The sequence below is a fragment of the Streptomyces sp. NPDC017943 genome (assembly GCF_044328425.1).
GTDB lineage: Bacteria > Actinomycetota > Actinomycetes > Streptomycetales > Streptomycetaceae > Streptomyces > Streptomyces djakartensis_A.
In genome coordinates this window covers 300,152-323,045 of record NZ_JBIRHH010000005.1, presented here as the reverse complement: position 1 = coordinate 323,045, position 22,894 = coordinate 300,152, and the positions used below count along the sequence as shown (strand labels likewise).

Genomic DNA, 22,894 nt, shown 5'->3' with positions numbered 1-22,894 from the left:
GTTCAGCCCCAGACCACCGCGCCCACCCAGGCCGCGGCGATGAGCTGGCAGGTGAACAGCTCGGCCAGGACGGCGGAGCCGCCCGAGCGCAGCACCGTGCGCACGGCGGCGACCGCGTCGGCGTGCCGGCCGAGCCTGCGGCGTTCGAAGAGGTAGATCCCGGCGAGGAAGCCGGGGATCGCGCCCAGGACCGGGACGAGGACGAAACCGAGGAGGGAGCCGGTGCCGGCGTAGGCCAGCATGCGGCGGGTGGTGGCGTCGGAGCGCAGCCGGCGGGGCGGCAGCGTCCAGCGCACCGCCTGGGAGAGCAGGAGCAGGCCCGTCGCCCCCACCAGGACCCACCAGGCGACCGGCTGCGGGTCCTTCAGCGCCCACCACAGGACCGCGGCCCACACCAGCCACGAGCCGGGCATGGCGGGCAGCAGCACGCCGCACAGTCCGAGCAGGATGACCAGCCCGACCAGCAGGAGGTCCCACACTCCCATCTGACCAGACTGCCGGAAGCCGGGAGAACGCGCAGGTCAGCAGGGCGACGGTGGGCCACACCCGCAGGTCAGCCGCCCGGGCGGCACCGTCGCCCAGGATCGCACGGCTGTTCCAGGGGTCACCCGACGTGTCGATCACCGCGGGGTGGCGGGCCGGTTTTTTCCACAAGCCCCGTTTTCATCCGGCTCGTGCGGTGACAATCGGGGGCATGAGCCAGCAGGGGGGAAGGCCCACCGGTCACGAGGACGACTGGTGGAGGCAGTTGTACGAGGACTCCACCGACGACACGGGCCCGGCACCGGCCCCCGATTCCCTGGACGACCGCTTCGCCTCGGCGGCGGGGACGGTGACCGGGCGGCCCGTTGTACCGTCGCCCCGGGCGGGCGCCGACGACCTCCCGGCTCCGCCGCCGCGGGCCCCGTGGGAGCCACCGCCGTCCCGTCCGCCCGGCCCGGTCACCTTCCCGGCGGCGAGACAGCCTCAGGATCCCACCGGACAGGGACCCGACGCCCCCGCAGACGACCACCCCCGGACCGCACGGCCGGCCCCGGACCACCGCCCGGGCCCCCTCCCACCCGAGCCCGCACCGGGGCGTGCGCCCGCAGCGGAGCCCGCACCGGGGCGCGCGCCGGGACAGGATTCTGCGCCCGCGCCCGGCCCTGCACCCGAGGCCGGACCCGTCCCCGGACCCGCTCCCGAGCCCGGGTCGGTACCTGCTCCCGGAGCCGCGCCCGGGACCCTGCCGGAAACGCAGCCCACCCCGGCACCCGGACCGGCGTGCGGACCTGGATGGCCGCCCGAGGCCGGACCCGCGCCCGAGCCCGGGTCGGTACCTGCCCCCGGACCCGCGCCCGAGCCCGCGCCGGGAACACAGCCCACGCCCACGCCCGGGCCCGCACCCGGACCGGCCTCCGGACCCGGGTTCCCGGCCGAGGCCGGACCGGCGCCCGCCCCTGCCTCCGGACACGCGCCCGAGCCCGCGCCGGGAACGGAACCCGCCCCCGCACCGCCAACGGCGCCCGCACCCGGAACGGGACCCGTACCCCCGGCCCCGAGATCCCCCGCACCCCCGGAGCATCCCCCCGCGGTCGCGCCTCCCGTCCCGGGGATGCCCTCCGTGCCGCCGCCCCCGGTCTCGCCCCCGTCCTGGCCGGGCGGGGCCGGCCGCACGCCGGCCGGGGCGGAGGTGCCCTCCGCCCCGCCCCCGCCCGTCGATCCACCGTCGGCGCAGCCGGAGAGTCCGGGGTCCGGCTCCCCGGCGGAGCCCCACCACGCGGTCGGGACCGTCGCCGTGCCGCCGCTGCCCGCCGGGCCGCCGCCGGAACCGGTGGTGGAGCAGCCCGCGTCCCGGATCGAGCGGCCCGCCGGGGAACCGGGGCCCCGGGGCCACGTCGGCTCCCGGCCGCCCACCTACGACGCCGAACCCACCGCCCTGCCCGCCGCCGATCCGGACGACCTCGGCGACCTCGTCGCGGACACGGTCCTCGACGGCGCCCGGTACGGGTCCTGCACCCTGCGGGCCGTGTCCGTGCGGGGCGACTCGGCCCGGTACCGGGGTGAGCCGCGGCGCGACTCCCTGCTCACCGCGCGATTCGGGACGGGCGAACGGGCGCTGCTGCTGGTGGCGATGGCGACCGGGGCCCGCGCCACGCCGGGCGCGCACCGGGCCGCCGCCGAGGCGTGTCACTGGATCGGCCGTGCGGTGGGGCGCAGCCACGCACGCCTGGTGGAGGACATCAGGGGCGGCCGCCGGGGCGACCTCAAGTCCGGGCTGCACCGGCTCACCGACCGCAGTCTCGGCAGGCTCCGGGCCAGCGCGAGCGAACAGGGCATCACCCCGCAGGAGTACGCGGCGAGCCTGCGCTGCCTGCTGCTGCCCGCCGACCCGGCCTGCCGGACCCGCGTGTTCTTCGGCGTCGGCCCCGGCGGGCTGTTCCGGCTGCGGGAGGGGGAGTGGCAGGACATCGAGCCCCGGGTGGCGGACGTCCGGGGCGAGGCGGTCCTCGGCTTCGGGTCGCCGCCCTCCGAGACCCCCGAGGGCGACCGGCTCACCATGGACCTCGGCATCCCCGCCCCGCCGAGCCCCTACGAACCGGCCCCGGAGCCGCCCCGCGAGCCCTTCCGCTTCCGCACCTCCGTCGCCCGCCCGGGTGACACGCTCCTGATGTGCAGCAGCGGTCTCGCCGACCCGCTGCGGGGCGAACCCGAGCTGGGCGAGTACCTCGCCGAGCGGTGGTCCCTCCCGGAGGCACCCGGCCTGGCCGCGTTCCTCGCGGACTCCCAGGTCCGGGTCAAGGGGTACGCGGACGACCGTACGGCCGCGGCGGTGTGGGAGGCGTGAGCACGCGGCCTGTGAGGTGATGGAACCCGGAGGGATCCCGGCAGACCGAAGGGGCAGACGAGAACCATGGCCAAACAGAACGTCGCGGAACAGTTCGTCGACATCCTCACCCGCGCCGGGGTGAAGCGCCTCTACGGGGTCGTCGGCGACAGTCTCAACCCCGTCGTCGACGCCGTCCGCCGCAACTCCGCCATCGACTGGATCCACGTACGGCACGAGGAGACCGCCGCCTTCGCCGCCAGTGCCGAGGCCCAGATCACCGGTTCGCTCGCCGCGTGCGCCGGATCCTGCGGTCCCGGCAACCTCCACCTCATCAACGGCCTCTACGACGCCCACCGCTCCATGGCGCCGGTCCTCGCCCTGGCCTCGCACATCCCCTCCAGCGAGATCGGCCTCGGCTACTTCCAGGAGACCCACCCCGACCGGCTGTTCACCGAGTGCAGCCACTACAGCGAGATGATCTCCAGCCCGCAGCAGATGCCGCGGCTGCTGCAGACCGCCATCCAGAACGCCGTCGGACGCAGCGGCGTCAGCGTCGTCACCCTGCCCGGGGACATCGCCGACCGGCCCGCCCCGGAACAGGCCGCCGAGACGGCCCTCGTCACCTCACGGCCCAGCGTGCGCCCCGGCGACGCCGAGATCGACCGGCTGGTCGAGATGATCGACGAGGCGGGCAAGGTCACCCTGTTCTGCGGCAGCGGCACGGCCGGAGCGCACGCGGAGGTCATGGAGTTCGCCGGGAAGATCAAGGCCCCGGTCGGGCACGCCCTGCGCGGCAAGGAGTGGATCCAGTACGACAACCCCTTCGACGTCGGCATGAGCGGACTGCTCGGGTACGGCGCCGCGTACGAGGCCACCCACGAGTGCGATCTGCTGATCCTGCTCGGCACCGACTTCCCCTACAACGCGTTCCTCCCCGACGACGTGAAGATCGTCCAGGTGGACGTGCGGCCCGAGCACCTCGGCCGCCGCTCGAAGCTGGACCTCGCGGTGTGGGGCGACGTACGGGAGACGCTGCGCTGCCTCGTCCCGCGGGTGAAGGAGAAGAAGAACCGCCGTTTCCTGGACCGGATGCTCAAGAAGCACGCCGACGCGCTGGAGGGGGTGGTGAAGGCCTACACCCGAAACGTCGAGAAGCACACGCCGATCCACCCCGAGTACGTGGCGTCCGTGCTCGACGAAGTCGCTTCCGACGACGCCGTGTTCACCGTCGACACCGGCATGTGCAACGTCTGGGCCGCCCGGTACATCTCGCCCAACGGCCGCCGCCGCGTCATCGGTTCCTTCTCGCACGGCTCGATGGCCAACGCCCTGCCCATGGCGATCGGCGCGCAGTTCACCGACCGCACACGGCAGGTCGTGTCGATGTCCGGCGACGGCGGCTTCTCCATGCTGATGGGCGACTTCCTCACGCTGGTGCAGTACGACCTCCCGGTGAAGGTCGTCCTCTTCAACAACTCCTCGCTCGGCATGGTCGAGTTGGAGATGCTGGTCGCCGGCCTGCCGTCCCACGGCACCGCCAACAAGAACCCGGACTTCGCGGCCGTCGCCCGTGCCTGCGGTGCCTACGGGGTGCGGGTCGAGAAGCCCAAGGACCTTCGGGGGGCCCTGAAGGACGCCTTCAAGCACAAGGGCCCGGCCCTCGTCGACGTCGTCACCGACCCCAACGCGCTGTCCATCCCGCCGAAGATCAAGGCCGAGATGGTGACCGGGTTCGCCCTGTCGGCCTCGAAGATCGTGCTGGACGGCGGCGTCGGCCGCATGGTGCAGATGGCCCGCTCCAACCTGCGCAACATGCCCCGGCCGTAGCCGTTCCGCGGCGTCTAGCCGTACGGCGTCCACCGGCGCGAGGAGGTGTCGTACCGATAGCGGGGCAGGCCCTCCAGGGCGCTGGTGCGGAAGGGCCGGCCCCGGTCGTCGATCCGGACCGTGCCCCTGCGGCCCTGCGAGGACCAGTCCAGCTCCAGGTACCACCGGCAGTCGCACGACCGGGTGCCCGCCGTCACAAGCAGCACCTCGGGCTCTCGCGCGGAGACCCGGTAGGGCATGCGCACCGCCGGTATCGGCGTCCCGGCGTCGTTCCCGGCGACCGCGCGGGCGAGGGGCCGGTCCTTGTCCAGGTCCACCTCGAAGTACCGCGGGGTGACGGCACCGCCGCAGCCCTGGTCCATCGCGTAGGCGTTGCCCTCGACGGGGGCCGTGCGCCCCACCACGCGCACGCGCAGGTCCTCCAGTACGACGGCCGTGTCGGTCCGCCCCTGCACCGAAAGCCGTACGAGCGTCTCGCCCGCGTGCACCGCGCCCTGGGTCGCGGCCCAGGTGCCCGCGTCCTGCGGCACGGGCGGCGGGGGAACCCGGCCCGGGGGCTTGCTGATCACGTAGTCGTGTCCGCAACCCAGCTTCCACGCCTGGGAGTCGGCGGACCAGGTCAGGGGTGCGGCGGCGGACGTGCCGTCCCGCGGGGGAGCGGCGGTCCGGGCGGACGGCGAGGGGCCGGCCGTGCCGTGCTTCCTCCCCTTCTTCCCTCCCTTTGCCTTCTCCGTGGCGGTGGAGGACGACGGCTCCGGGGTCGGCGAGTCACTCGGCGCGGAGGAGCCGTGCCGTCCCGGCCGTCCGGCCGGGTCCGCCCCGGGGTCGGCCGGGGCGACGGTACGGGCGGGGCCGCCGGCGGCTGCCCGCCGTCCGTCGGGCAGAGCGGCGAGACCTCCCAGGGTCGCCAGCAGCGCGCAGGCGGCGGCGAGACCGATCAGGAGCCGCCGGTGACGGTGCCAGGGGCGGCGGGGACGGGCGGCGTGCGGGGCAGGGAGGGTCACCGGGTCCGCTTCCGCCGGGGCGTCCGCCTCTCGTGACGTCCCGTCCGGCCCGGCCGGGGCGTCCGCCGCGCGCCCGCTCGACGGGGCGCCCGCCTCCTGGTGCGCGCCCGCGCCCCGCGCCGCTTCGGCGACCCGCACCGCGTGTGCGCCCTGCGGGGCGCCCCGGCCCGGCGCCGCGTGCCCATCCGGCCCGGCGTCCCCGGCCACGACCGGCTCCCCAGCTTCTGCCCTGTCGCCCGGGGCTGCCGGCTCCCCGGCTTCTGCCCTGTCGCCCGGGGCTGCCGGCTCCCCGGCTTCTGCCCTATGGTCGGCGGCTGCCGGCTCTCCGGCCTCCGCCCTATGGTCGGCGGCTGCCGGCTCTCCGGCCTCCGCCCTGTCGCCTACGGTTGCCGGTTCCCCGGCATCCGCCCGGCCCCCGCCCGCTGACGGTCCGTCACCCTCCGCGGTCGTCACCCCATTCGGGCCGCCTGCGCCTTCCGCCGCACCCGCGGGCTGCCCTTCCGCCGCACCCGCGGCCTGCCCCGCACCGGCGGCGACCGTGGAGCCCGCGCCCTGCACCGATCCGCCCGCGGCCGCACTGCCTCCCCCCGTGCCGCCGCGAGGCCGTTGCCGTGCCGCCACCGCGACGAGCCAGCGGCGGTGCAGTTCCAGGCGCTCGTCGGCGGTGGCCCCGCACAGGGCCGCGAAGCGCTCCACGGGCGCGAAGTCGACCGGGACCGCGTCGCCGGCGCAATACCGGTGCAATGTCGAGGTGTTCATGGCCAGGCGGCGGGCCAGCGAACCGTAGCTGCGGTCCGTGCGCTCCTTCAGGGCCCTCAGCAGCGCCGCGAACTCCCCGACGCCGTCCACGTCCTTGCGTGCCGACACCGTTCCCCCGTCCTCGTGGTCCGACCGGGCCCGGAACGGCATCCCAGGCACCCCATGTACCTGCACGTCAGACGGGCTGGGATGGTTCCACCGTGCTGGATCGGGCGCGGGCTGTTGCATCCGTCCGGTGGGACGGCTGATGCTTCTGGTGCCGCACCGAGCAGGTCCTGCCCGACCGGCCGGCCGCGCGGCGGCACCGACCATCCACGTACACATCAACGGGGGAACACCCATGCCCAGGCACATCCGAGCAAGCGCGCTCACCGCACTCACCGTCGCGGCCCTCGCGGCGGGCACGGTCCTCACGGCACCGGCCGCCGGTGCCGCGACGAAGGCCGTCACACCGAAGTTCCTGTCGGCGTCCCAGCTGCCGCCGCACCCGAGCTCCACCTGGACGGCCGGCCCGGTCACCGAAGGGTTCCCGGAGGGACTCGGCACCTGCGTCAGCACGGAGGGCGTGCCGTCCTACGACTACCGGTACCGCGAGTTCCGGACCGACCTGGACACCAGTGCCGTGCAGATGACCGTCGTGGCGGACACGGCCACCCTGGCCAAGGCGCTGGCGAAGCACTACGACGACCTGATCCGCACCTGTGGCGAGCGCATCGAGCAGGCCTACCCCGACACCGAGGCAGAGGGCCGCTACTACGGCAAGCTGGCGGTCGAGGAGGGCGCCCAGGTGCGGGGCCTGCACACCGAGACCTCGTGGGGTGCCAACGACGTCTCGCTGATGTCGGTGGGACGTGACGGCAGGACCGTCACCGTCGTGCAGTGGGGTCAGATGGGCGACTTCGGCGACGCCCCGGTGAGCGCCTTCAAGAAGACGACGACCACCGCCGTCAACAAGCTCTACTGACCGGGCGGTCACCGGCGCAAGGGCCGTCCTCCGCCACGGGGGTGAGGAGGACGGCCCCGCACCGGCCGCACGCGGCGACGGAAACCGTCGTACTTCGGCCAACTTCCGGCGAGCGCCCCCTTCGCGGGCCGGTCCTCTCCTCCCGTCCCCGCGCACGCGTCCGGCGACAGCCGACACACGGCTCGTCGTCCGATCTCCGGCGGTCAGCAACCGTACGGAGACCCTGACCGGCCATCCCCTTGACCCCCTGCCCCCGGCCGGTGTACCGCCCGGCGGGGCGCCACCGGGCCCGGGTGCCCGTTCCCGTGGCCGAACACCCGGCCGTCGGCGAGCGGGCATGACTGGCGCGTGCCCGGTGGGGCATGGATCCCCGTGAACGTGTTCGAGCAAGGGGGAACCGACATCGGCGCGCGGGCGGGGGCCATGGAGAGGCAGGCACGGGGAGGCGGTCCCACGGCGACGGGGGCCTTCTCGGTGGACACGGCGGGGGACGGGACGGACGAGGTCGCGGAGCGGGAGGCGGAGCCGCAACTGCGCCGCAGACTCGGGCGGGCGGACCTGCGGGCCGTCCCGGAAGCCCGCAGGGCCCTGAGGGAACTGCTCGGGCGCTGGGGCAGGCCGCCCGGACGCTCCGACCTCCCCGACATCGCGGAACTGCTCACCAGCGAACTCGTCACCAACGCGATCGTCCACACCGACCACGACGCGGTCCTCACGGCCACCGTCGGACCCCGCGGACTGCGCGTGGAGGTGCGGGACTTCGTGGCCCGCAGGCCCCGGGTGCGCACACCGGTCCCCGACGAGGGCACAGGCGGGCGCGGCCTGTTCCTGGTGGAGTCCCTCGCGGACGACTGGGGGGTACGGCCGCACGAGGTGGGCAAGTCGGTCTGGTTCGAGCTCCAGGCCCGCGCGGCGTGAACGCCGAAGGGGGCGCGGTCCCCCCGGACCGCGCCCCCTTTTCGGTGCCGCTGCGTCAGCCGAACTGCTGCTCCAGGTCCTTGAGCTTGCGCTCCAGGGAGTCCAGACGCGGCAGCGCCTGCGTGTCGTCCTCCGCCGTCAGGTCGACGGTCACCGGGTCAGTCCCCTGGCGGACCGGCTGCAGGGAGGGACGCGAGCGGACGGGCAGCGGATCCGGCGCTATGGCAGGCTCCGCGGAGGCCTGCGAGGAGGCGCGCTCCACCTGCACCTCCACCTGCCGGCCGCCACCGCGGCCGAAGTGCCCGCGGTTGCCGCGGCTGATCGCCTTCAACTGCGCGCGCTCCACGCGCTGCTGGTCGCGCCGCCGCTGACGGGCCTCGTCCTTCTTGCGCTTGTCGTCACGGACCTCGTCCACCGCCTCGTCGAGGCTGCGCACGCCTTCCAGCAGCATCAGCGACCAGGCGCCGTACGTCTCCCGGGGTGCGCGCAGCCAGCGCACGATGCGGATCTGCGGCAGCGGGCGCGGCACCAGGCCCTGCTCGCGCAGGGCGGCGCGGCGGGTCTGCTTCAGCGCGCGGTCGAAGAGGACGGCGGCGGACAGCGACATGCCGGCGAAGAAGTGCGGGGCGCCCGCGTGGCCGACGCCCCGGGGCGCGTGCACCCAGTTGAACCAGGCAGCGGCGAACGCGAACGTCCAGACCAGTATCCGGGAGCCGAGCGCGGCGTCACCGTGGCTGGCCTCGCGCACCGCCAGCACCGAGCAGAACATCGCCGCGCCGTCCAGGCCGAACGGGACGAGGTACTGCCAGCCGCCCGTCAGGCCGAGGTTCTGCTCGCCGAAGCCGACCAGGCCGTGGAAGGAGAGCGCGGCGGCGACGGCCGCGCAGCAGAAGAGCAGGACGTAGGAAACGGTGCCGTAGACCGCTTCCTTGCGCCTGCGGCGCTCCTCGCTGCGCTCCCAGGAGTCGTCCGCGCTCGTGTCCTTGACCGAGGAGCGCTTGCCGCGCGCGAGCACCGCCACCGCCGCCAGCATGCCCAGCAGGAGCACGGCGCCGGGAAGCAGCCAGTTCAGCGATATGTCGGTCAGTCTCATTCGGGGGTCCCTTGCAGTGGGATAGGGCGTAACGCCCGCCATAGTGGCCCAATCCCGTCAGCCCTCAGGGGGTTTCGGGGCAAGAGGCCGCCAAGGAAGTGCAAGGGGATGCCCAGGGCGGCGTTCTGCTCGAACTGCCGCTTGAGGGGCGGGAGTTGAGTTCGAACAAGACTACCCGTACGAGTGGTTCTCCGGAAAGTTCCCGCCACGCGTGAGGAGACGGTGATCCGCCTGGAGGCATGCGGGGGGCCGGTGTGGTGATGATCTTACGGGTCGCCGGGGGGTGATCCCGCCCGGCGCCGTGTCACCCCGCTGTGGCCAGCAGCTTGCCGACCCGGTCCGCCTCGCAGGTGCGGGGGCAGGTGGCGCAGGTGTCCTCCGGGCGCAGGGTGTAGAACATGCAGCAGCTCGCCCGTTCCCGGGTGCGCAGGGGCTCGCCGCCCGGCCCGGTCAGCTCCCGGAAGGCCGGTGTGCCGACGTACGGCTTGACCGCGCCGGGCAGCAGCATCTCCAGCTCGCGCATCGCCCGCCGCTCCTCGATCTCGCCGAACTGCTGCGCGACGTACCAGACGCCCTCGACGATCTCGTCCGTCGCCATGCCCCACAGGGCCCGGCCGCGGCGCCGCATCCGGGGTCCGAACCCGGCCAGGACCGGTTCCATGTGCGCGGCCACGGCCGAGCGCACCTCCGCGCGCAGCGCCTCCTCGTCGGGCACGACACGGGCCCCGGGCAGGACGGCCGCCTCGTCGCCGGGCAGGCAGGCGAAGCCCGCGGGGCGGACGGCCAGATGCCCGAGGGGGTGGCCCGCGGCGGTGCGGTCGTACGCGACGTGCGTCACCGGGTAGGAGGGGACCCTGCGCTCGAGGAACCAGGGGACGGTGATCAGCAGGCAGGCGGGCCAGGCGTAGCGGTGCAGACCGAAGCTCGCGACGACGTCGGGGCGGGCGCGCTGTCCGTAGTCCCGCTGGATCTGGTCCTCGTCCCAGGCCAGGAACGCGTCGAGCGCGGAGCCGGCCGCCGCGAGGTCGGCTGCGGCGGCCCAGCCGGCGCCCCGTGGCAGCGCGTCCCCGGGCGCGAGCTCCGTGACCGCGAGCCCCGGGAGGACGTCGGCCAGACGGGCGTAGGCGCCGGAGACGGCCGAGCGGGGCGCGGGCATGTGATCACCGATCCGTCTGGGTCGAACAGGCTTCCTGAAGGTAAGCCTTACCTTACCGAAGATCGCGGGAAAGGGAACCGTGGAGGGGAACGAGCGGCCGATGCGCTTATGGTGCTTGACGGCTGAGTGACAACCCGCCGTAATGACCCCAAGTACCGATACGTCACCGACACGTCCCGAGGAGGACCTTGTGAAGCAGGGCACGCAGGGCTCTTCCGGGACCGGACTGCCCCGGACGCGACCGGCCGCCGCCGGGGAGGCCCGGGTGCCGCGCCAGGCCGGGACGGCGCGCGGTGAGCACACGCACAGTGAGCCGCCCGCCCCGGAAGCCGCGCGGGAGCGGCCGGTCGTGCAGCGGACCTCGGTGCGCGGGCAGATCCTCGACGCGCTGCGCGCCGCGCTGGTGGCCGGGGACCTGCGGCCCGGTGAGGTGTACTCGGCGCCCGTGCTGGGGGAGCGGTTCGGGGTCTCCGCCACACCCGTGCGCGAGGCCATGCAGCAGCTGGCCCTGGAAGGAGCCGTGGAGGTCGTGCCCAACCGCGGTTTCCGGGTGGTCGAGCGCGGGGCCCGGGAACTGGCGGAACTGGCCGAGGTGCGGGCGCTGATCGAGGTGCCGGTGCTGCTGCGCCTGGCACGCACCGTCCCCGCCGAGCGCTGGGCGGAGCTGCGTCCCCTCGCCGAGGCGACGGTCCGGGCGGCGTCCTCGGGCTGCCGGGCGACGTACGCGGAGTCCGACCGGGGGTTCCACCGGGCCGTGCTGTCCCTCGCCGGCAACCGCCAGCTCGTCCAGATCGCGGAGGACCTGCACCGCAGGGCGCAGTGGCCGCTGGTCGGGGGCGGGCCGGGGATGCGGGGCCGGGCCGACCTGGTGGCGGACGCGCACGAGCACACGGCGCTGCTGGACGCGCTGATCGCCCGGGACCTGGAGGTCGTGCGGGCGCTGGCGAGTGAGCACTTCTCGGGGGCCGCCGGCACGGGATGACGGGTCCTCTCGGCGGGCTGCCGGGTCCCGCGCCCGGCACAGGATGACGGGTCCTCTCGGCGGGCTGCCGGGCCCCGCGCCCGGCAGGGGATGGCGGGCCTCATCCGCGGGCTGCCGGGTCCCGCGCCCGGCACGGGATGACGGGTCCTCTCGGGGGGGCACCCTGCGGTGGTGCCGACCGGCCGGTCAGGGCCCGGTGCCCGCGGAGGCCGCGCCCCGAGGGCGGTGTCGGGCCTGTCAGGCCGTCGCCGCCGGAGGCAACGGCGTCAGGTGGCGGGCCAGCCAGGTGGGGACGCCGCCGAGCAGGCGGAACAGGCGGCGGGCCTCCTCGCGCAGGCGCGACGCCTCCGGCTCGGTCTCGGTCTCGGCCAGGGACACCAGCGCGGGTGCCGTCCCCACCAGGTAGCCCAGTTCCTCACGGATCCGCAGCGACTCCGCGAAGCCGTGCCGGGCCTCCGCCAACTCGCCCTCGCGCAGGGCCAGTCCGGCCATGTGGCGCCAGGTGAACGACAGCAGCAGCGGGTCGGCCAGGGCCGTCGCCCCGGCGTGGGCGCGGCGGTAGGCGGCGCGTGCGGCCTGGGGCGAGCTGGTCAGGTTCTCCGCCACCAGTCCGCGGCGGAAGTCGAGCAGGGCCCGCTGCGGGGCCCCCGGAGGCACCAGCGCCGCGGCCCGGCCGAGCGCGGCACGGGCCTCGTCGGCCCGGTCGCGCACCGCGAGCACCGTCGCCGCGTAGGCCAAGTACCCGCGTTCACAAGCGGCCGCGCCCCGCTCCTCGTCGCCGTGGGCCAGCGCCTCGGCCGTGCGCAGCGCGTCCTCGGCGTCCTCCCAGCCCTGCTCGGTGTACAGGCACCGTTCGACCAGCAGCGCCGCGCGCTGCAGCGCCGCCCCCGGGGTGGCCGGCGGCAGCAGTGCGGCCGCGTCGGCCCAGCACCCGCGCGAGCGCAGCCGCCATACCGCGGTCTGGAGGGGATCGTCACCGGCGGTCGTTCCGTTACCAGACATGGCGGTATGCGCCACGTTGCCCTCCCCGAGCACGCCATCGAGCTGTTGAGTGGTGGCGGCATCTCAGCACGAATCGGCGGGCCGGGCCAAGAGGGCGGGTGAAGGATTTCACAAAGTCGTGGGACGCGGCGCGGGCCCGGGGGACGGGCCGTGCGCGCCCTTGTCTCAGCTCATCCGCAGTGCCAGGAAGAAGTCGAGCTTGTCCTCCAGCCGGGAAAGGTCACGACCCGTCAACTGCTCGATCCGGCCGACGCGGTAGCGCAGCGTGTTGACGTGCAGGTGCAGACGGGTGGCACAGCGGGTCCAGGAGCCGTCGCAGTCGAGGAACGCCTCCAGGGTGGGGATCAGCTCGGCCCGGTGGCGGCGGTCGTAGTCGCGCAGGGGATCCAGGAGGCGGGCGGTGAAGGCGCGGCGGACGTCGTCGGGGACGAAGGGGAGCAGCAGGACGTGGGAGGCCAGTTCCTGGTGGCCCGCCGCACAGACCCGGCCCGGCCGCGCGGCGGCCACCCGGCGGGCGTGCCGGGCCTCCTCCAGTGCGCCGCGCAGGCCCTCCGCCGAGTGGACGGCCGCGCTGACCCCGAGGGTGAGCCGGCCGTCGCCGTCGAGCCCCGCCGTCAGCGGGTCGCGGACCGACTCCAGGAGGGCGTCGGCGAGGACGCCCGTCTCCGGCCCGTCGTGCTCCGCCGTGACGGCCGGGAGGGGGACCAGGGCGATGGCCTCCTCGCCCGTGTGGGCGACGGCGATGCGGTCGGAGGGGTCCGGGCCGCCCGCCGCGGGGTCGGCGAGGATCTCCTCCAGCAGGGCCTGCGCCACCGGGCCGGTCCCGGTCTCCTCGCCGTCCCAGTCGACCCGGGCCACCACCACCTGCCAGTGCGGCGCCGCTCCCAGGCCGGGCAGCAGCACGGGGGCGGCCACGCGCAGCCGGGCGGCGATCTCACCGGGCGCGGCGCCCGTCTGCACCAGCTCCAGCACCTCCTGGGCGAGGCGGCGGCGGACGGTCCGGGCCGCGTCGCGGCGGTCCCGCTCGACGGCGATCAGCTGGGTGACGCCGTGCAGCAGGTCCAGGCGCTCCTCGGCCCAGTCGCCGGCGTCCGCCTCGACGGCCAGCAGCCAGTCGGACAGCGCGCTCTCGCGGGCGTCCCGGACCGGCTGCGGGGGACGGCCCGTGGACCGCACGGGGAACAGGGAGTAGGTGGTGGCACCGAGGACGACCCGGTGGGGACCGCGGCGGCCGGAGCGGGTGGCGGTGAGGTGCTCGCCCGCGAGCCGGGCGCACACCTCGGCCGGCAGGGCGGCCCCGGCGGTCTTGGAGCCCGCCATCAGGCGGCCGGTGGGGGAGAGGACCCAGGCACGCAGGTCGAGGTCGGAGCCCAGCAGGTCCAGGACCACGTCGGGGCCGCCGCCCGCCGGGCCGGACGTCATCATCCTGCGGTGGCGGTCGACCACCGCCGCCAGGTCTCCGGCGCGCTCGCCGGAGACCTGCCGCACCACGTGCTCGGTGATCGTCGCGAAGGCCACCGACTCGTGGACGGCCAGGAGCGGCAGGCGGTGCCGGGCGCACGCGGCGACCAGGTCCTCCGGCACGTCCCCGAGCTCGGCCTCGCCGGCGGCCAGGGCCGTCACGCCGGCCTGGACCAGGAGCCGGACGAACGGCTCCGAGTCACCGGCGTTCCGGCGCCAGGCCAGACCGGTGAGCACCAGTTCGCCGCCCGAGAGGTAGCGGCTGGGGTCACGCAGGTCGGTGGTCATCACGCCTTGCACCGTGCGGTCCAGCTCGTCCCGGCCGCCGAGCAGCCTGAGGCCCAGCGCGTCCGTCTCCAGCAGTGCGCGCAGCCGCATTCTCGTCGCCGCCGTTCTTTGTCTCGAAAACTATGGTGGATCCAGAAGAGGCGCCTCCGAAGAACGCCTGTTCGGCGGGTGGATGAGCAGGGCTCGCCGCCTGGGAACCGTGTCCCGGTTGTGTCCCAGGTCACGCGGTGGTGTCGCGCGTTTCCACAGGAGAACGAGGAGGTTTCGGATGACCTCCGTTCATACGAATCTACAAGATGCCTGCCGTGGCCAGCCAACTCCTTCATGGTTTCCGTGACTGACCCCGTCGGAGCACGGGCCTGTGTACTGAGCCCACTACGCGTAAACAGCACATGAACGAGCCGGGACCGCCGCACACGGATTGGCTCAATCTGCACGCCCCACGAGAAGACGAAGAAGAGAGCCGGTCATGGACTTCCTTCGCCCCGCCAGCTGGGAGGAGGCGCTCGCCGCGAAGGCCGAGCATCCCACCGCTGTGCCGATTGCGGGTGGCACCGACGTGATGGTCGAGATCAACTTCGACCACCGCCGGCCCGAGTACCTCCTCGACCTGAACCGCGTCGACGACCTCTCCGAGTGGGAGGTCGGCGAGGAGAGCGTGCGCCTGGGCGCCTCCGTGCCGTACACGAAGATCATGGAGAACCTGCGCGCCGAGCTGCCGGGTCTCGCCCTCGCCTCGCACACCGTGGCCTCCCCGCAGATCCGCAACCGCGGCGGCGTCGGCGGCAACCTCGGCACCGCGTCCCCGGCCGGGGACGCCCACCCGGCCCTGCTGGCCGCGGGCGCCGAGGTGGAGGTCGAGTCGGTGCGCGGCACGCGCCTCATCCCGATCGACGCGTTCTACAAGGGTGTGAAGCGCAACGCGCTGGAGCCCGACGAGCTGATCCGCGCGGTGCACGTCAAGAAGGCGGACGGGCCGCAGCAGTTCTCCAAGGTCGGCACCCGCAACGCCATGGTCATCGCCGTGTGCGCCTTCGGATTCGCGCTGCACCCGGCCACCCGGACCGTGCGCACCGGCATCGGCTCCGCCGCGCCGACCCCCGTTCGGGCCAAGGCCGCCGAGGAGTTCCTGAACGCCGCGCTGGAGGAGGGCGGCTTCTGGGACAACGGCAAGATCATCACTCCGTCGGTCGCCAAGCAGTTCGCGGACCTGTGCTCGGGCGCCTGCAACCCCATCGACGACGTCCGGGGCACCGCGAGCTACCGCCGCCACGCGGTCGGCGTCATGGCCCGCCGCACGCTGACCTGGACCTGGGAGTCCTACCGCGGCGAACGCCGCCTCACCGAGGGAGCTGCGTGATGCGCGTCAACTTCACGGTCAACGGCCGTCCGCAGGAAGCCGACGACGTGTGGGAGGGCGAGTCCCTGCTGTACGTGCTGAGGGAGCGGCTCGGCCTGCCGGGCTCGAAGAACGCCTGCGAGCAGGGCGAGTGCGGTTCGTGCACGGTCCGCCTGGACGGCGTGCCGGTGTGCTCGTGCCTGGTCGCCGCCGGGCAGGTGGAGGGCCGCGAGGTCGTCACCGTCGAGGGCCTCGCCGACCACGCCAGGCAGCGCGCCGAGGGCGGCTGCGCCTCCGGCGCCTGTGGCACGTCGCTCCAGGACGCCCAGGGCTGGCAGGCCCGGGGCACCGACTCGCAGACCGGCGAGGGCGGCGAACTGGCCCCCATCCAGCAGGCGTTCATCGACGCCGGCGCCGTCCAGTGCGGCTTCTGCACCCCGGGGCTGCTGGTCGCCGCCGACGAGATGCTGGAGCGCAACCCCAACCCGACCGACGCGGACATCCGCGAGGCGCTGTCGGGCAACCTGTGCCGCTGCACCGGCTACGAGAAGATCATGGACGCGGTCCGCCTGGCGGCCGCCCGGCAGTCGGAGGCGGTCTGATCGTGTCATCCCCCAGCGGAACCCCCACGAAGCTCACCCAGGGCACCCCGACCAAGGGCGGCATCGGCGAGTCCACGCTGCGCCCCGACGGCACCCTCAAGGTCACCGGCGAGTTCGCGTACTCGTCCGACATGTGGCACGAGGACATGCTCTGGGGCCAGATCCTGCGCTCCACGGTCGCCCACGCCGAGATCGTCTCGATCGACACCGGCGAGGCCCTGGCCACCCCCGGTGTGTACGCCGTGCTGACGTACGACGACCTGCCCACCGAGGTGAAGAACTACGGCCTGGAGATCCAGGACACCCCCGTCCTCGCCCACGGCAAGGTCCGCCACCACGGCGAGCCGGTCGCGCTCGTCGCCGCCGACCACCCGGAGACCGCGCGCCGCGCCGCCGCGAAGATCAAGGTGGAGTACCGGGAACTGCCCGTCGTCACGGACGAGGCCTCGGCCACCGCACCCGACGCGATCCTCGTCCACGAGAACCGCGACGACCACCACAGCGGTCACGTCCCGCACCCCAACATCGTGCACCGCCAGCCGATCGTCCGCGGTGACGTCACGGCCGCCCGGGAGCGGGCCGACGTGATCGTCGAGGGCGAGTACACCTTCGGCATGCAGGACCAGGCGTTCCTCGGCCCCGAGTCCGGCCTCGCCGTGCCCGAGGAGGACGGCGGCGTCCACCTCTACATCGCCACCCAGTGGCTGCACAGCGACCTGCGCCAGATGGCGCCCGTGCTCGGCCTGCCCGAGGACAAGGTGCGCATGACGCTGTCCGGCGTCGGCGGCGCCTTCGGAGGCCGCGAGGACCTGTCGATGCAGATCCACGCCTGCCTGCTCGCCCTGCGCACCGGCAAGCCCGTCAAGATCGTCTACAACCGCTTCGAGTCCTTCTTCGGGCACGTCCACCGCCACCCCGCCAAGCTGTACTACGAGCACGGGGCCACCAAGGACGGCAAGCTCACCCACATGAAGTGCCGGATCGTCCTGGACGGCGGCGCCTACGCCTCCGCGTCCCCGGCGGTCGTCGGCAACGCCTCCTCCCTGTCGGCCGGCCCGTACGTCGTCGACGACGTGGACATCGAGGCCATCGCCCTCTACACCAACAACCCGCCCTGCGGCGCCATGCGCGGCTTCGGCGCGGTGCAGGCGTGCTTCGCCTACGAGGCGCAGATGGACAAGCTCGCCGCGAAACTCGGCATGGACCCGGTGGAGTTCCGCCGGCTCAACGCCATGGAGCAGGGCACGCTGATGCCGACGGGCCAGCCCGTCGACTCCCCGGCCCCGGTGGCCGACCTGCTGCGCCGCGTCAAGGCCATGCCGATGCCGCCGGAGCGCCAGTGGGAGTCCAGCGAGGGCGCCGACGTGCGGCAGTTGCCGGGCGGCCTGTCCAACACCACGCACGGCGAGGGCGTCGTCCGCGGTGTCGGCTACGCCGTCGGCATCAAGAACGTCGGCTTCTCCGAGGGGTTCGACGACTACTCCACCGCCAAGGTCCGCATGGAGGTCATCGCCGGGGAGCCGGTGGCGACCGTGCACACCGCCATGGCGGAGGTCGGCCAGGGCGGCGTCACCGTGCACGCCCAGATCGCCCGGACCGAGCTGGGCGTCACCCAGGTGACCATCCACCCGGCCGACACCCAGGTGGGCAGCGCCGGTTCGACGTCCGCCTCCCGGCAGACGTACGTCACCGGCGGCGCGGTCAAGAACTCCTGCGAACTCGTCCGCGAGAAGGTGCTGGAGATCGGCCGCCGCAAGTTCGGCTCCTACCACCCGGCCTGGGCGACGGCCGAACTGGTCCTGGAGGGCGGCAAGGTCGTCACCGACGGCGGCGAGGTCCTCGCCGACCTGGTCGACGTGCTGGAGGGCGAGAGCGTGGAGATCGAGGCGGAGTGGCGGCACCGGCCGACCGAGCCCTTCGACCTGCGCACCGGGCAGGGCAACGGGCACGTGCAGTACTCCTTCGCCGCCCACCGCGCCGTCGTCGAGGTGGACACCGAGCTGGGCCTGGTGAAGGTCGTCGAACTGGCCTGCGCCCAGGACGTCGGCAAGGCCCTCAACCCGCTGTCGGTGATCGGCCAGATCCAGGGCGGCACGACGCAGGGCCTGGGCGTGGCGGTGATGGAGGAGATCGTCGTCGACCCGAAGACGGCGAAGGTCAAGAACCCCTCCTTCACCGACTACCTGATCCCGACCATCCTCGACACGCCGACCATCCCGGTCGACGTCCTCGAACTCGCCGACGAGCACGCCCCGTACGGCCTGCGCGGCATCGGCGAGGCACCCACCCTGTCGTCCACCCCGGCCGTGCTCGCGGCGATCCGCGCCGCGACCGGGCTGGAGCTGAACAGGACGCCGGTCCGCCCCGAGCACCTGACCGGCACCGCGTGAGAGCTCTCCGGGCGGCGCACCGGAACGTCACACTTCCGCGCCGCCCGGAGATCCGGGAACCGCACCGCTCGCGGTCCCCGGGACCCGTCTGATCGTTCGTCTCGGGCCGTCCCCCGGGTCGTGCGGCCGAAGCACCTTCCCAAATCCCGTACGTCGTCGCGACGAGCCGCGGGTGCCCCTTTGAACCTTGGGAGTAGGCCCACATGACCCAGCAGTCAGTAGAGCCGAGGACCACAGCCGACGACGCGGGCGAAGGCACCCGCGTCCCGGCCGGCCGGTCCTGGCTCGACCGGTACTTCCACATATCCCTCAGAGGGTCGACCGTCGCCCGCGAAGTGCGCGGCGGCATCACGACCTTCATGGCGATGGCGTACATCCTCCTGCTCAACCCCCTGATCCTGTCCGGCAAGGACGCGGCCGGGGGCACGCTCGGGCAGCAGGCCCTGATCACCGCGACCGCGTTCGCCGCGGCGCTGACCACCCTGCTGATGGGCTTCATCGGCAAGGTGCCCCTCGCCCTCGCCGCCGGCCTCTCCGTCTCCGGGGTCCTCGCCTCCCAGGTCGCACCCGAGATGACCTGGCCGCAGGCCATGGGCATGTGCGTCATGTACGGCGTCGTCATCATGCTGCTGGTGGTCACCGGCCTGCGCGAGATGATCATGAACGCGATCCCCCTCGCCCTCAAGCACGGCATCACCATGGGCATCGGCCTGTTCATCGCGCTCATCGGTTTCTACAAGTCCGGCTTCGTGCACCAGGGTGAGGCCACCCCCGTCACCCTCGGCCCGGCGGGCGAGCTGGCCGGCTGGCCCGTGCTGCTCTTCGCCGGCACGCTGCTGCTGATCTTCATGCTCCAGGCGCGCAACGTGCCGGGCGCCATCCTGATCGGCATCGTCAGCGGCACGGTGGTCGCCGCGATCCTGAACGCCGCCGGGGTCGTCGACCCCAAGCAGTGGGCGGGCGGCGCTCCCGAACTGCACGGCAGCGCCGTGTCCATGCCCGACTTCTCGCTCTTCGGCGACGTCGAGTTCGGCGGCTGGGGCGAGGTCGGCGCGATGACCGTCGGCATGATCGTCTTCACGCTGGTGCTGGCCGGGTTCTTCGACGCGATGGCCACCATCATCGGCGTCGGCACCGAGGCCAAGCTCGCCGACGCCAAGGGCCGGATGCCGGGCCTGTCCAAGGCGCTGTTCATCGACGGCGCCGGCGGCGCGATCGGCGGTGTCGCGGGCGGCTCCGGCCAGACGGTGTTCATCGAGTCCGCCACCGGCGTCGGCGAGGGCGCCCGCACGGGTCTCGCCTCCGTGGTCACCGGCCTGTTCTTCGCGGCCTGCCTGTTCTTCACCCCGCTCACCGCGATCGTGCCGCAGGAAGTCGCCTCCGCGGCGCTCGTGGTCATCGGCGCGATGATGCTGATGAACGCCCGGCACGTGGACTGGGCCGACCGGGCCACCGCCGTCCCGGTGTTCCTGACGGTGGTGCTGATGCCCTTCACGTACACCATCACCACCGGTGTCGCCGCGGGTGTCATCTCCTACGTCGCCATCAAGACCGCCCAGGGCAAGTGGCGCGAGATCGGCGCCTTCATGTGGATCCTCACGGCGGTGTTCCTCGTGTACTTCGCCCTCCACCCGATCGAGAGCTGGCTCGGCGTCCACTGACGCCCCGCCCCCGCACCGATACGACAGCCCGAAGGAGACCGAGACACATGCTGGACATCGCCGAGGAGCTGAACCGGTGGGTCGAGCAGGGCCGTGACTTCGCCGTGGCCACCGTGGTGGCCGTGGGCGGCAGCGCGCCCCGCCAGCCCGGCGCCGCGCTCGCGGTGGACACCGACGGCACGGCGATCGGCTCGGTCTCCGGGGGCTGTGTGGAAGGCGCGGTCTACGAACTGTGCGAGCAGGCGCTGCGGGACGGCGAGACCGTCCTGGAGCGCTTCGGCTACAGCGACGACGACGCCTTCGCCGTGGGCCTGACCTGCGGTGGCGTCATCGACGTCCTGGTCACCCCGGTACGGGCCGCCGACCCGGTCCGGCCGGTGGTCGCGGCCGCGCTCACCGCCGCCGCCGGAGGGGAGGCGGCGGCGGTGGCGCGGATCGTCTCCGGCCCGGCCGAGCTGACGGGTCGGGCGCTGCTGGTCCGCCCCGACGGCTCGACCGCCGGGGGCTTCGGCGCCCATCCGGAACTGGACCGCACGGTCGCCGCCGAGGCGGCCGCCTTCCTGGACGCCGGCCGCACCGGCACCCTGGAGATCGGGGAGCAGGGCTCGCGCTGCGGGGCACCGCTCACGGTCCTGGTCGAGTCCTCGGTCCCCGCCCCGCGCATGATCGTCTTCGGCGCGATCGACTTCGCCTCCGCCCTGGTCCGCGTCGGCAGGTTCCTCGGCTACCACGTCACGGTGTGCGACGCCCGCCCCGTCTTCGCCACCCGCACCCGCTTCCCCGAGGCCGACGAGATCGTCGTCGACTGGCCCCACCGCTACCTGGAGAACACGGAGGTCGACGCCCGCACGGTGCTGTGCGTCCTGACCCACGACGCCAAGTTCGACGTGCCCCTGCTGCAACGGGCACTGCGCCTGCCGGTGGCGTACGTCGGGGCCATGGGCTCCCGGCGCACCCACCTGGACCGCACCGCGCGCCTGCGCGAAGTCGGCGTCACCGAAATGGAGTTGAGCCGCCTGCACTCGCCGATCGGGCTGGACCTCGGCGCCCGTACGCCCGAGGAGACGGCCCTGTCGATCGCGGCCGAGATCGTCGCCGGGCGGCGCGGCGGGAGCGGCGTGCCGCTGACCGGGGCGCACACCCCGATCCACCATCCGCCGGAGTCGGGCACGGTGGGCCGGATCGGCTCGGTGGCCTGACACCCGGCGGGGATCGCGCCGGTGCCGTCAGGGCAGCCGGAGCAGGTGGTTGACGGTCCGCCCGAAGACCCGGCGCGCGGAACGCCGCAGGACGCCGTCGAACAGGGCCGGCACGAACCGGACGCGGATCTCCTCGCGCCACAGCACCCGCGTGCGCCCGCCGGGCCCCGGCCGCACCTCGAGCTCGGCCCAGCCGAGCACCACCCGGCCGCGCTTGACCAGCCGGCACCTCCCCGGGCCGCCGTCCGCGGGCGGCTCCCACACCGTGACCTCCATCGGATCGTCGAAGCCGAGCGGACCGGCGCCCGAGCGGGCCACGACACGCGTGCCCTCGCGCGTCGGTCCCGGCGGGACCACCCGGACGACGGTCAGCGGCACGGTCTCGCCGTGCCGCTCCCATCGCGTGATCCGCCGCCACGCCTCGTCGAGGGGGAGCGGGACCGTGCGCTCGAGCAGGAAGTTGGCCACACCCCGATCGTAGGGAACCGGCGCCGTCCACCGCGCCGGTCGCGCCCCCGTCACCCGGTCGGCTCAGCCACCGGCCCGCCGGGTCCGGCCGCCCGTCACCGGTACACCTCGCCCGGCTCCGCCTTCCCCGGGGCCAGCAGGTGGGGGACCGTCACGAACACATAGCCCCGTTCCTTCAGGGCGTCGATGATCCCCGGCACGGCCGGCACCGTGCCGTCGTAGAGGTCGTGGAGCAGGATGATGCCGTCCCGGGACGACTGGGCCAGGACGCGACGGGTGATCAGGGCCGGGTCGGTCGTCGTGTAGTCCTTCGCCGTCACGCTCCACAGCACCTCGGACAGGCCGAGTTCGCGGCTGATCTCGTGCACGGTCTCGTTCGTGCGGCCCTGCGGCGGGCGCATCAGGGTCGGACGCCGTCCGGTGAGGCGCTCTATCTCCTCGTTGGGGCGGCGCAGTTCCTCGCGTATCCGCTCGGGGCTCAGCTCGGTCAGTATCTTGTGGTCCCAGGTGTGGCTGGCCACCTCGTGGCCCTCGTCGGCCATGCGCCGCACCAGCTCCGGGTACTTCTCGATGTGCCGCTCGCCGAGGAGGAAGAAGGTCGCGGGGACCTGCTTCTCCTTCAGGATGTCCAGCAGCCGGGCCGAGTGCTCGCTCGGCCCGGCGTCGAACGTCAGGGCGATGCACTTGACCTCGCGGCAGTCCGCGACGCCGATGCGGGCCGCCTGGGTGCCCGCGGCTCCCTGGGCGCGGACGGCGCTGGGCGCCGTGGTGTCCGACCCGGAGCAGCCGCTCAGGACGGCGGCCAGGGCCGCGGTCGCCGCGAGCATCCCGAACGTCCGGAACCCCGCCCCCGTGTTCTGCATCTTGCCGGTCGGAATCTTCTTGGTCGGTGAAGGCATGCCGGGACTATACATGCGGTGTATACACGGCATGTATAGCGGTTTCGGGCGCCCTCCGGCCGCCTGCGCAGGC

18 protein-coding genes are annotated in these 22,894 nt (G+C 73.8%); 10 read left to right on the top strand and 8 right to left on the bottom strand.

Going from position 1 to position 22,894, the window contains the following annotated elements:
- Nucleotides 1-2: 2 nt before the first annotated feature.
- The gene (locus ACH4C6_RS18415) at nucleotides 3-485 is read right to left on the bottom strand and encodes a DUF456 domain-containing protein (RefSeq protein WP_398109617.1); all 483 of its coding nucleotides are present in this window, start codon (nucleotides 483-485) and stop codon (nucleotides 3-5) included.
- Between the two features lie 1,109 nt (nucleotides 486-1,594).
- Here ACH4C6_RS18415 and ACH4C6_RS18410 point away from each other — a divergent pair.
- The gene (locus ACH4C6_RS18410; RefSeq protein WP_398109616.1) at nucleotides 1,595-2,827 is read left to right on the top strand and encodes a protein phosphatase 2C domain-containing protein; all 1,233 of its coding nucleotides are present in this window, start codon (nucleotides 1,595-1,597) and stop codon (nucleotides 2,825-2,827) included.
- Nucleotides 2,828-2,893: 66 nt separating this feature from the next.
- Nucleotides 2,894-4,636: a pyruvate dehydrogenase gene (locus ACH4C6_RS18405; protein ID WP_398109615.1), complete on the top strand. Its 1,743-nt coding sequence runs from the start codon at nucleotides 2,894-2,896 to the stop codon at nucleotides 4,634-4,636.
- A 14-nt stretch (nucleotides 4,637-4,650) separates the two neighbouring features.
- On the opposite strand, the gene ACH4C6_RS18400 is transcribed toward ACH4C6_RS18405, so the two are convergent.
- Nucleotides 4,651-6,507, bottom strand: a complete 1,857-nt coding sequence (locus ACH4C6_RS18400; RefSeq protein WP_398109614.1) for a helix-turn-helix domain-containing protein — start codon at nucleotides 6,505-6,507, stop codon at nucleotides 4,651-4,653.
- A 232-nt stretch (nucleotides 6,508-6,739) separates the two neighbouring features.
- Here ACH4C6_RS18400 and ACH4C6_RS18395 point away from each other — a divergent pair, with 232 nt between their 5' ends.
- Together ACH4C6_RS18395 and ACH4C6_RS18390 are read left to right on the top strand one after the other, a co-directional pair.
- Complete coding sequence (locus ACH4C6_RS18395) at nucleotides 6,740-7,363, top strand: hypothetical protein (protein ID WP_398109613.1); 624 nt, start codon at nucleotides 6,740-6,742, stop codon at nucleotides 7,361-7,363.
- 423 nt (nucleotides 7,364-7,786) lie between these two features.
- Nucleotides 7,787-8,281 carry an ATP-binding protein gene (locus ACH4C6_RS18390; RefSeq protein WP_398109930.1) on the top strand — a complete coding sequence of 165 codons (495 nt, stop codon included), beginning with the start codon at nucleotides 7,787-7,789 and terminating at the stop codon, nucleotides 8,279-8,281.
- A gap of 55 nt (nucleotides 8,282-8,336) precedes the next feature.
- Here ACH4C6_RS18390 and ACH4C6_RS18385 read toward each other — a convergent pair whose 3' ends face one another.
- Together ACH4C6_RS18385 and ACH4C6_RS18380 are read right to left on the bottom strand one after the other, a co-directional pair.
- The gene (locus ACH4C6_RS18385) at nucleotides 8,337-9,374 is read right to left on the bottom strand and encodes a DUF2637 domain-containing protein (protein WP_398109612.1); all 1,038 of its coding nucleotides are present in this window, start codon (nucleotides 9,372-9,374) and stop codon (nucleotides 8,337-8,339) included.
- Between the two features lie 304 nt (nucleotides 9,375-9,678).
- Nucleotides 9,679-10,530: a (2Fe-2S)-binding protein gene (locus ACH4C6_RS18380; protein WP_398109611.1), complete on the bottom strand. Its 852-nt coding sequence runs from the start codon at nucleotides 10,528-10,530 to the stop codon at nucleotides 9,679-9,681.
- A gap of 190 nt (nucleotides 10,531-10,720) precedes the next feature.
- On the opposite strand from ACH4C6_RS18380, the gene ACH4C6_RS18375 reads away from it, so the two are divergent.
- Nucleotides 10,721-11,512, top strand: a complete 792-nt coding sequence (locus tag ACH4C6_RS18375; protein ID WP_398109610.1) for a GntR family transcriptional regulator — start codon at nucleotides 10,721-10,723, stop codon at nucleotides 11,510-11,512.
- 237 nt (nucleotides 11,513-11,749) lie between these two features.
- On the opposite strand, the gene ACH4C6_RS18370 is transcribed toward ACH4C6_RS18375, so the two are convergent.
- Entirely contained in the window at nucleotides 11,750-12,514 is a 765-nt protein-coding gene (locus ACH4C6_RS18370; protein ID WP_398109609.1) for a hypothetical protein, read from the bottom strand.
- A 165-nt stretch (nucleotides 12,515-12,679) separates the two neighbouring features.
- Entirely contained in the window at nucleotides 12,680-14,353 is a 1,674-nt protein-coding gene (locus ACH4C6_RS18365; protein WP_398109608.1) for a PucR family transcriptional regulator, read from the bottom strand.
- 379 nt (nucleotides 14,354-14,732) lie between these two features.
- Between ACH4C6_RS18365 and ACH4C6_RS18360 the strand changes: the two genes are divergently transcribed.
- The 5 genes from ACH4C6_RS18360 to ACH4C6_RS18340 all read left to right on the top strand — a co-directional run bounded on the left by ACH4C6_RS18360 (nucleotide 14,733) and on the right by ACH4C6_RS18340 (nucleotide 21,454).
- A complete protein-coding gene (locus tag ACH4C6_RS18360; RefSeq protein ID WP_398109607.1) occupies nucleotides 14,733-15,623 on the top strand; it encodes an FAD binding domain-containing protein in 891 nt (296 codons plus the stop codon).
- Entirely contained in the window at nucleotides 15,623-16,204 is a 582-nt protein-coding gene (locus ACH4C6_RS18355; protein ID WP_398109606.1) for a (2Fe-2S)-binding protein, read from the top strand. The genes ACH4C6_RS18360 and ACH4C6_RS18355 overlap by 1 nt, the downstream gene beginning before the upstream one ends.
- A gap of 2 nt (nucleotides 16,205-16,206) precedes the next feature.
- Nucleotides 16,207-18,594, top strand: a complete 2,388-nt coding sequence (locus ACH4C6_RS18350) for a xanthine dehydrogenase family protein molybdopterin-binding subunit (protein ID WP_398109605.1) — start codon at nucleotides 16,207-16,209, stop codon at nucleotides 18,592-18,594.
- 203 nt (nucleotides 18,595-18,797) lie between these two features.
- Nucleotides 18,798-20,255, top strand: coding sequence for an NCS2 family permease (locus tag ACH4C6_RS18345; protein WP_398109604.1), 1,458 nt, complete (start codon nucleotides 18,798-18,800; stop codon nucleotides 20,253-20,255).
- 47 nt (nucleotides 20,256-20,302) lie between these two features.
- On the top strand, nucleotides 20,303-21,454 hold the full coding sequence (locus ACH4C6_RS18340; RefSeq protein ID WP_398109603.1) for an XdhC family protein: 1,152 nt from the start codon (nucleotides 20,303-20,305) through the stop codon (nucleotides 21,452-21,454).
- Nucleotides 21,455-21,481: 27 nt separating this feature from the next.
- On the opposite strand, the gene ACH4C6_RS18335 is transcribed toward ACH4C6_RS18340, so the two are convergent.
- Both ACH4C6_RS18335 and ACH4C6_RS18330 read right to left on the bottom strand, forming a co-directional pair.
- Nucleotides 21,482-21,922: an SRPBCC family protein gene (locus ACH4C6_RS18335; protein ID WP_398109602.1), complete on the bottom strand. Its 441-nt coding sequence runs from the start codon at nucleotides 21,920-21,922 to the stop codon at nucleotides 21,482-21,484.
- A gap of 95 nt (nucleotides 21,923-22,017) precedes the next feature.
- Nucleotides 22,018-22,785 (bottom strand): polysaccharide deacetylase family protein, encoded by a 768-nt coding sequence (locus ACH4C6_RS18330; protein ID WP_398109929.1) that lies wholly within the window; start codon nucleotides 22,783-22,785, stop codon nucleotides 22,018-22,020.
- Nucleotides 22,786-22,894 lie beyond the last annotated feature (109 nt).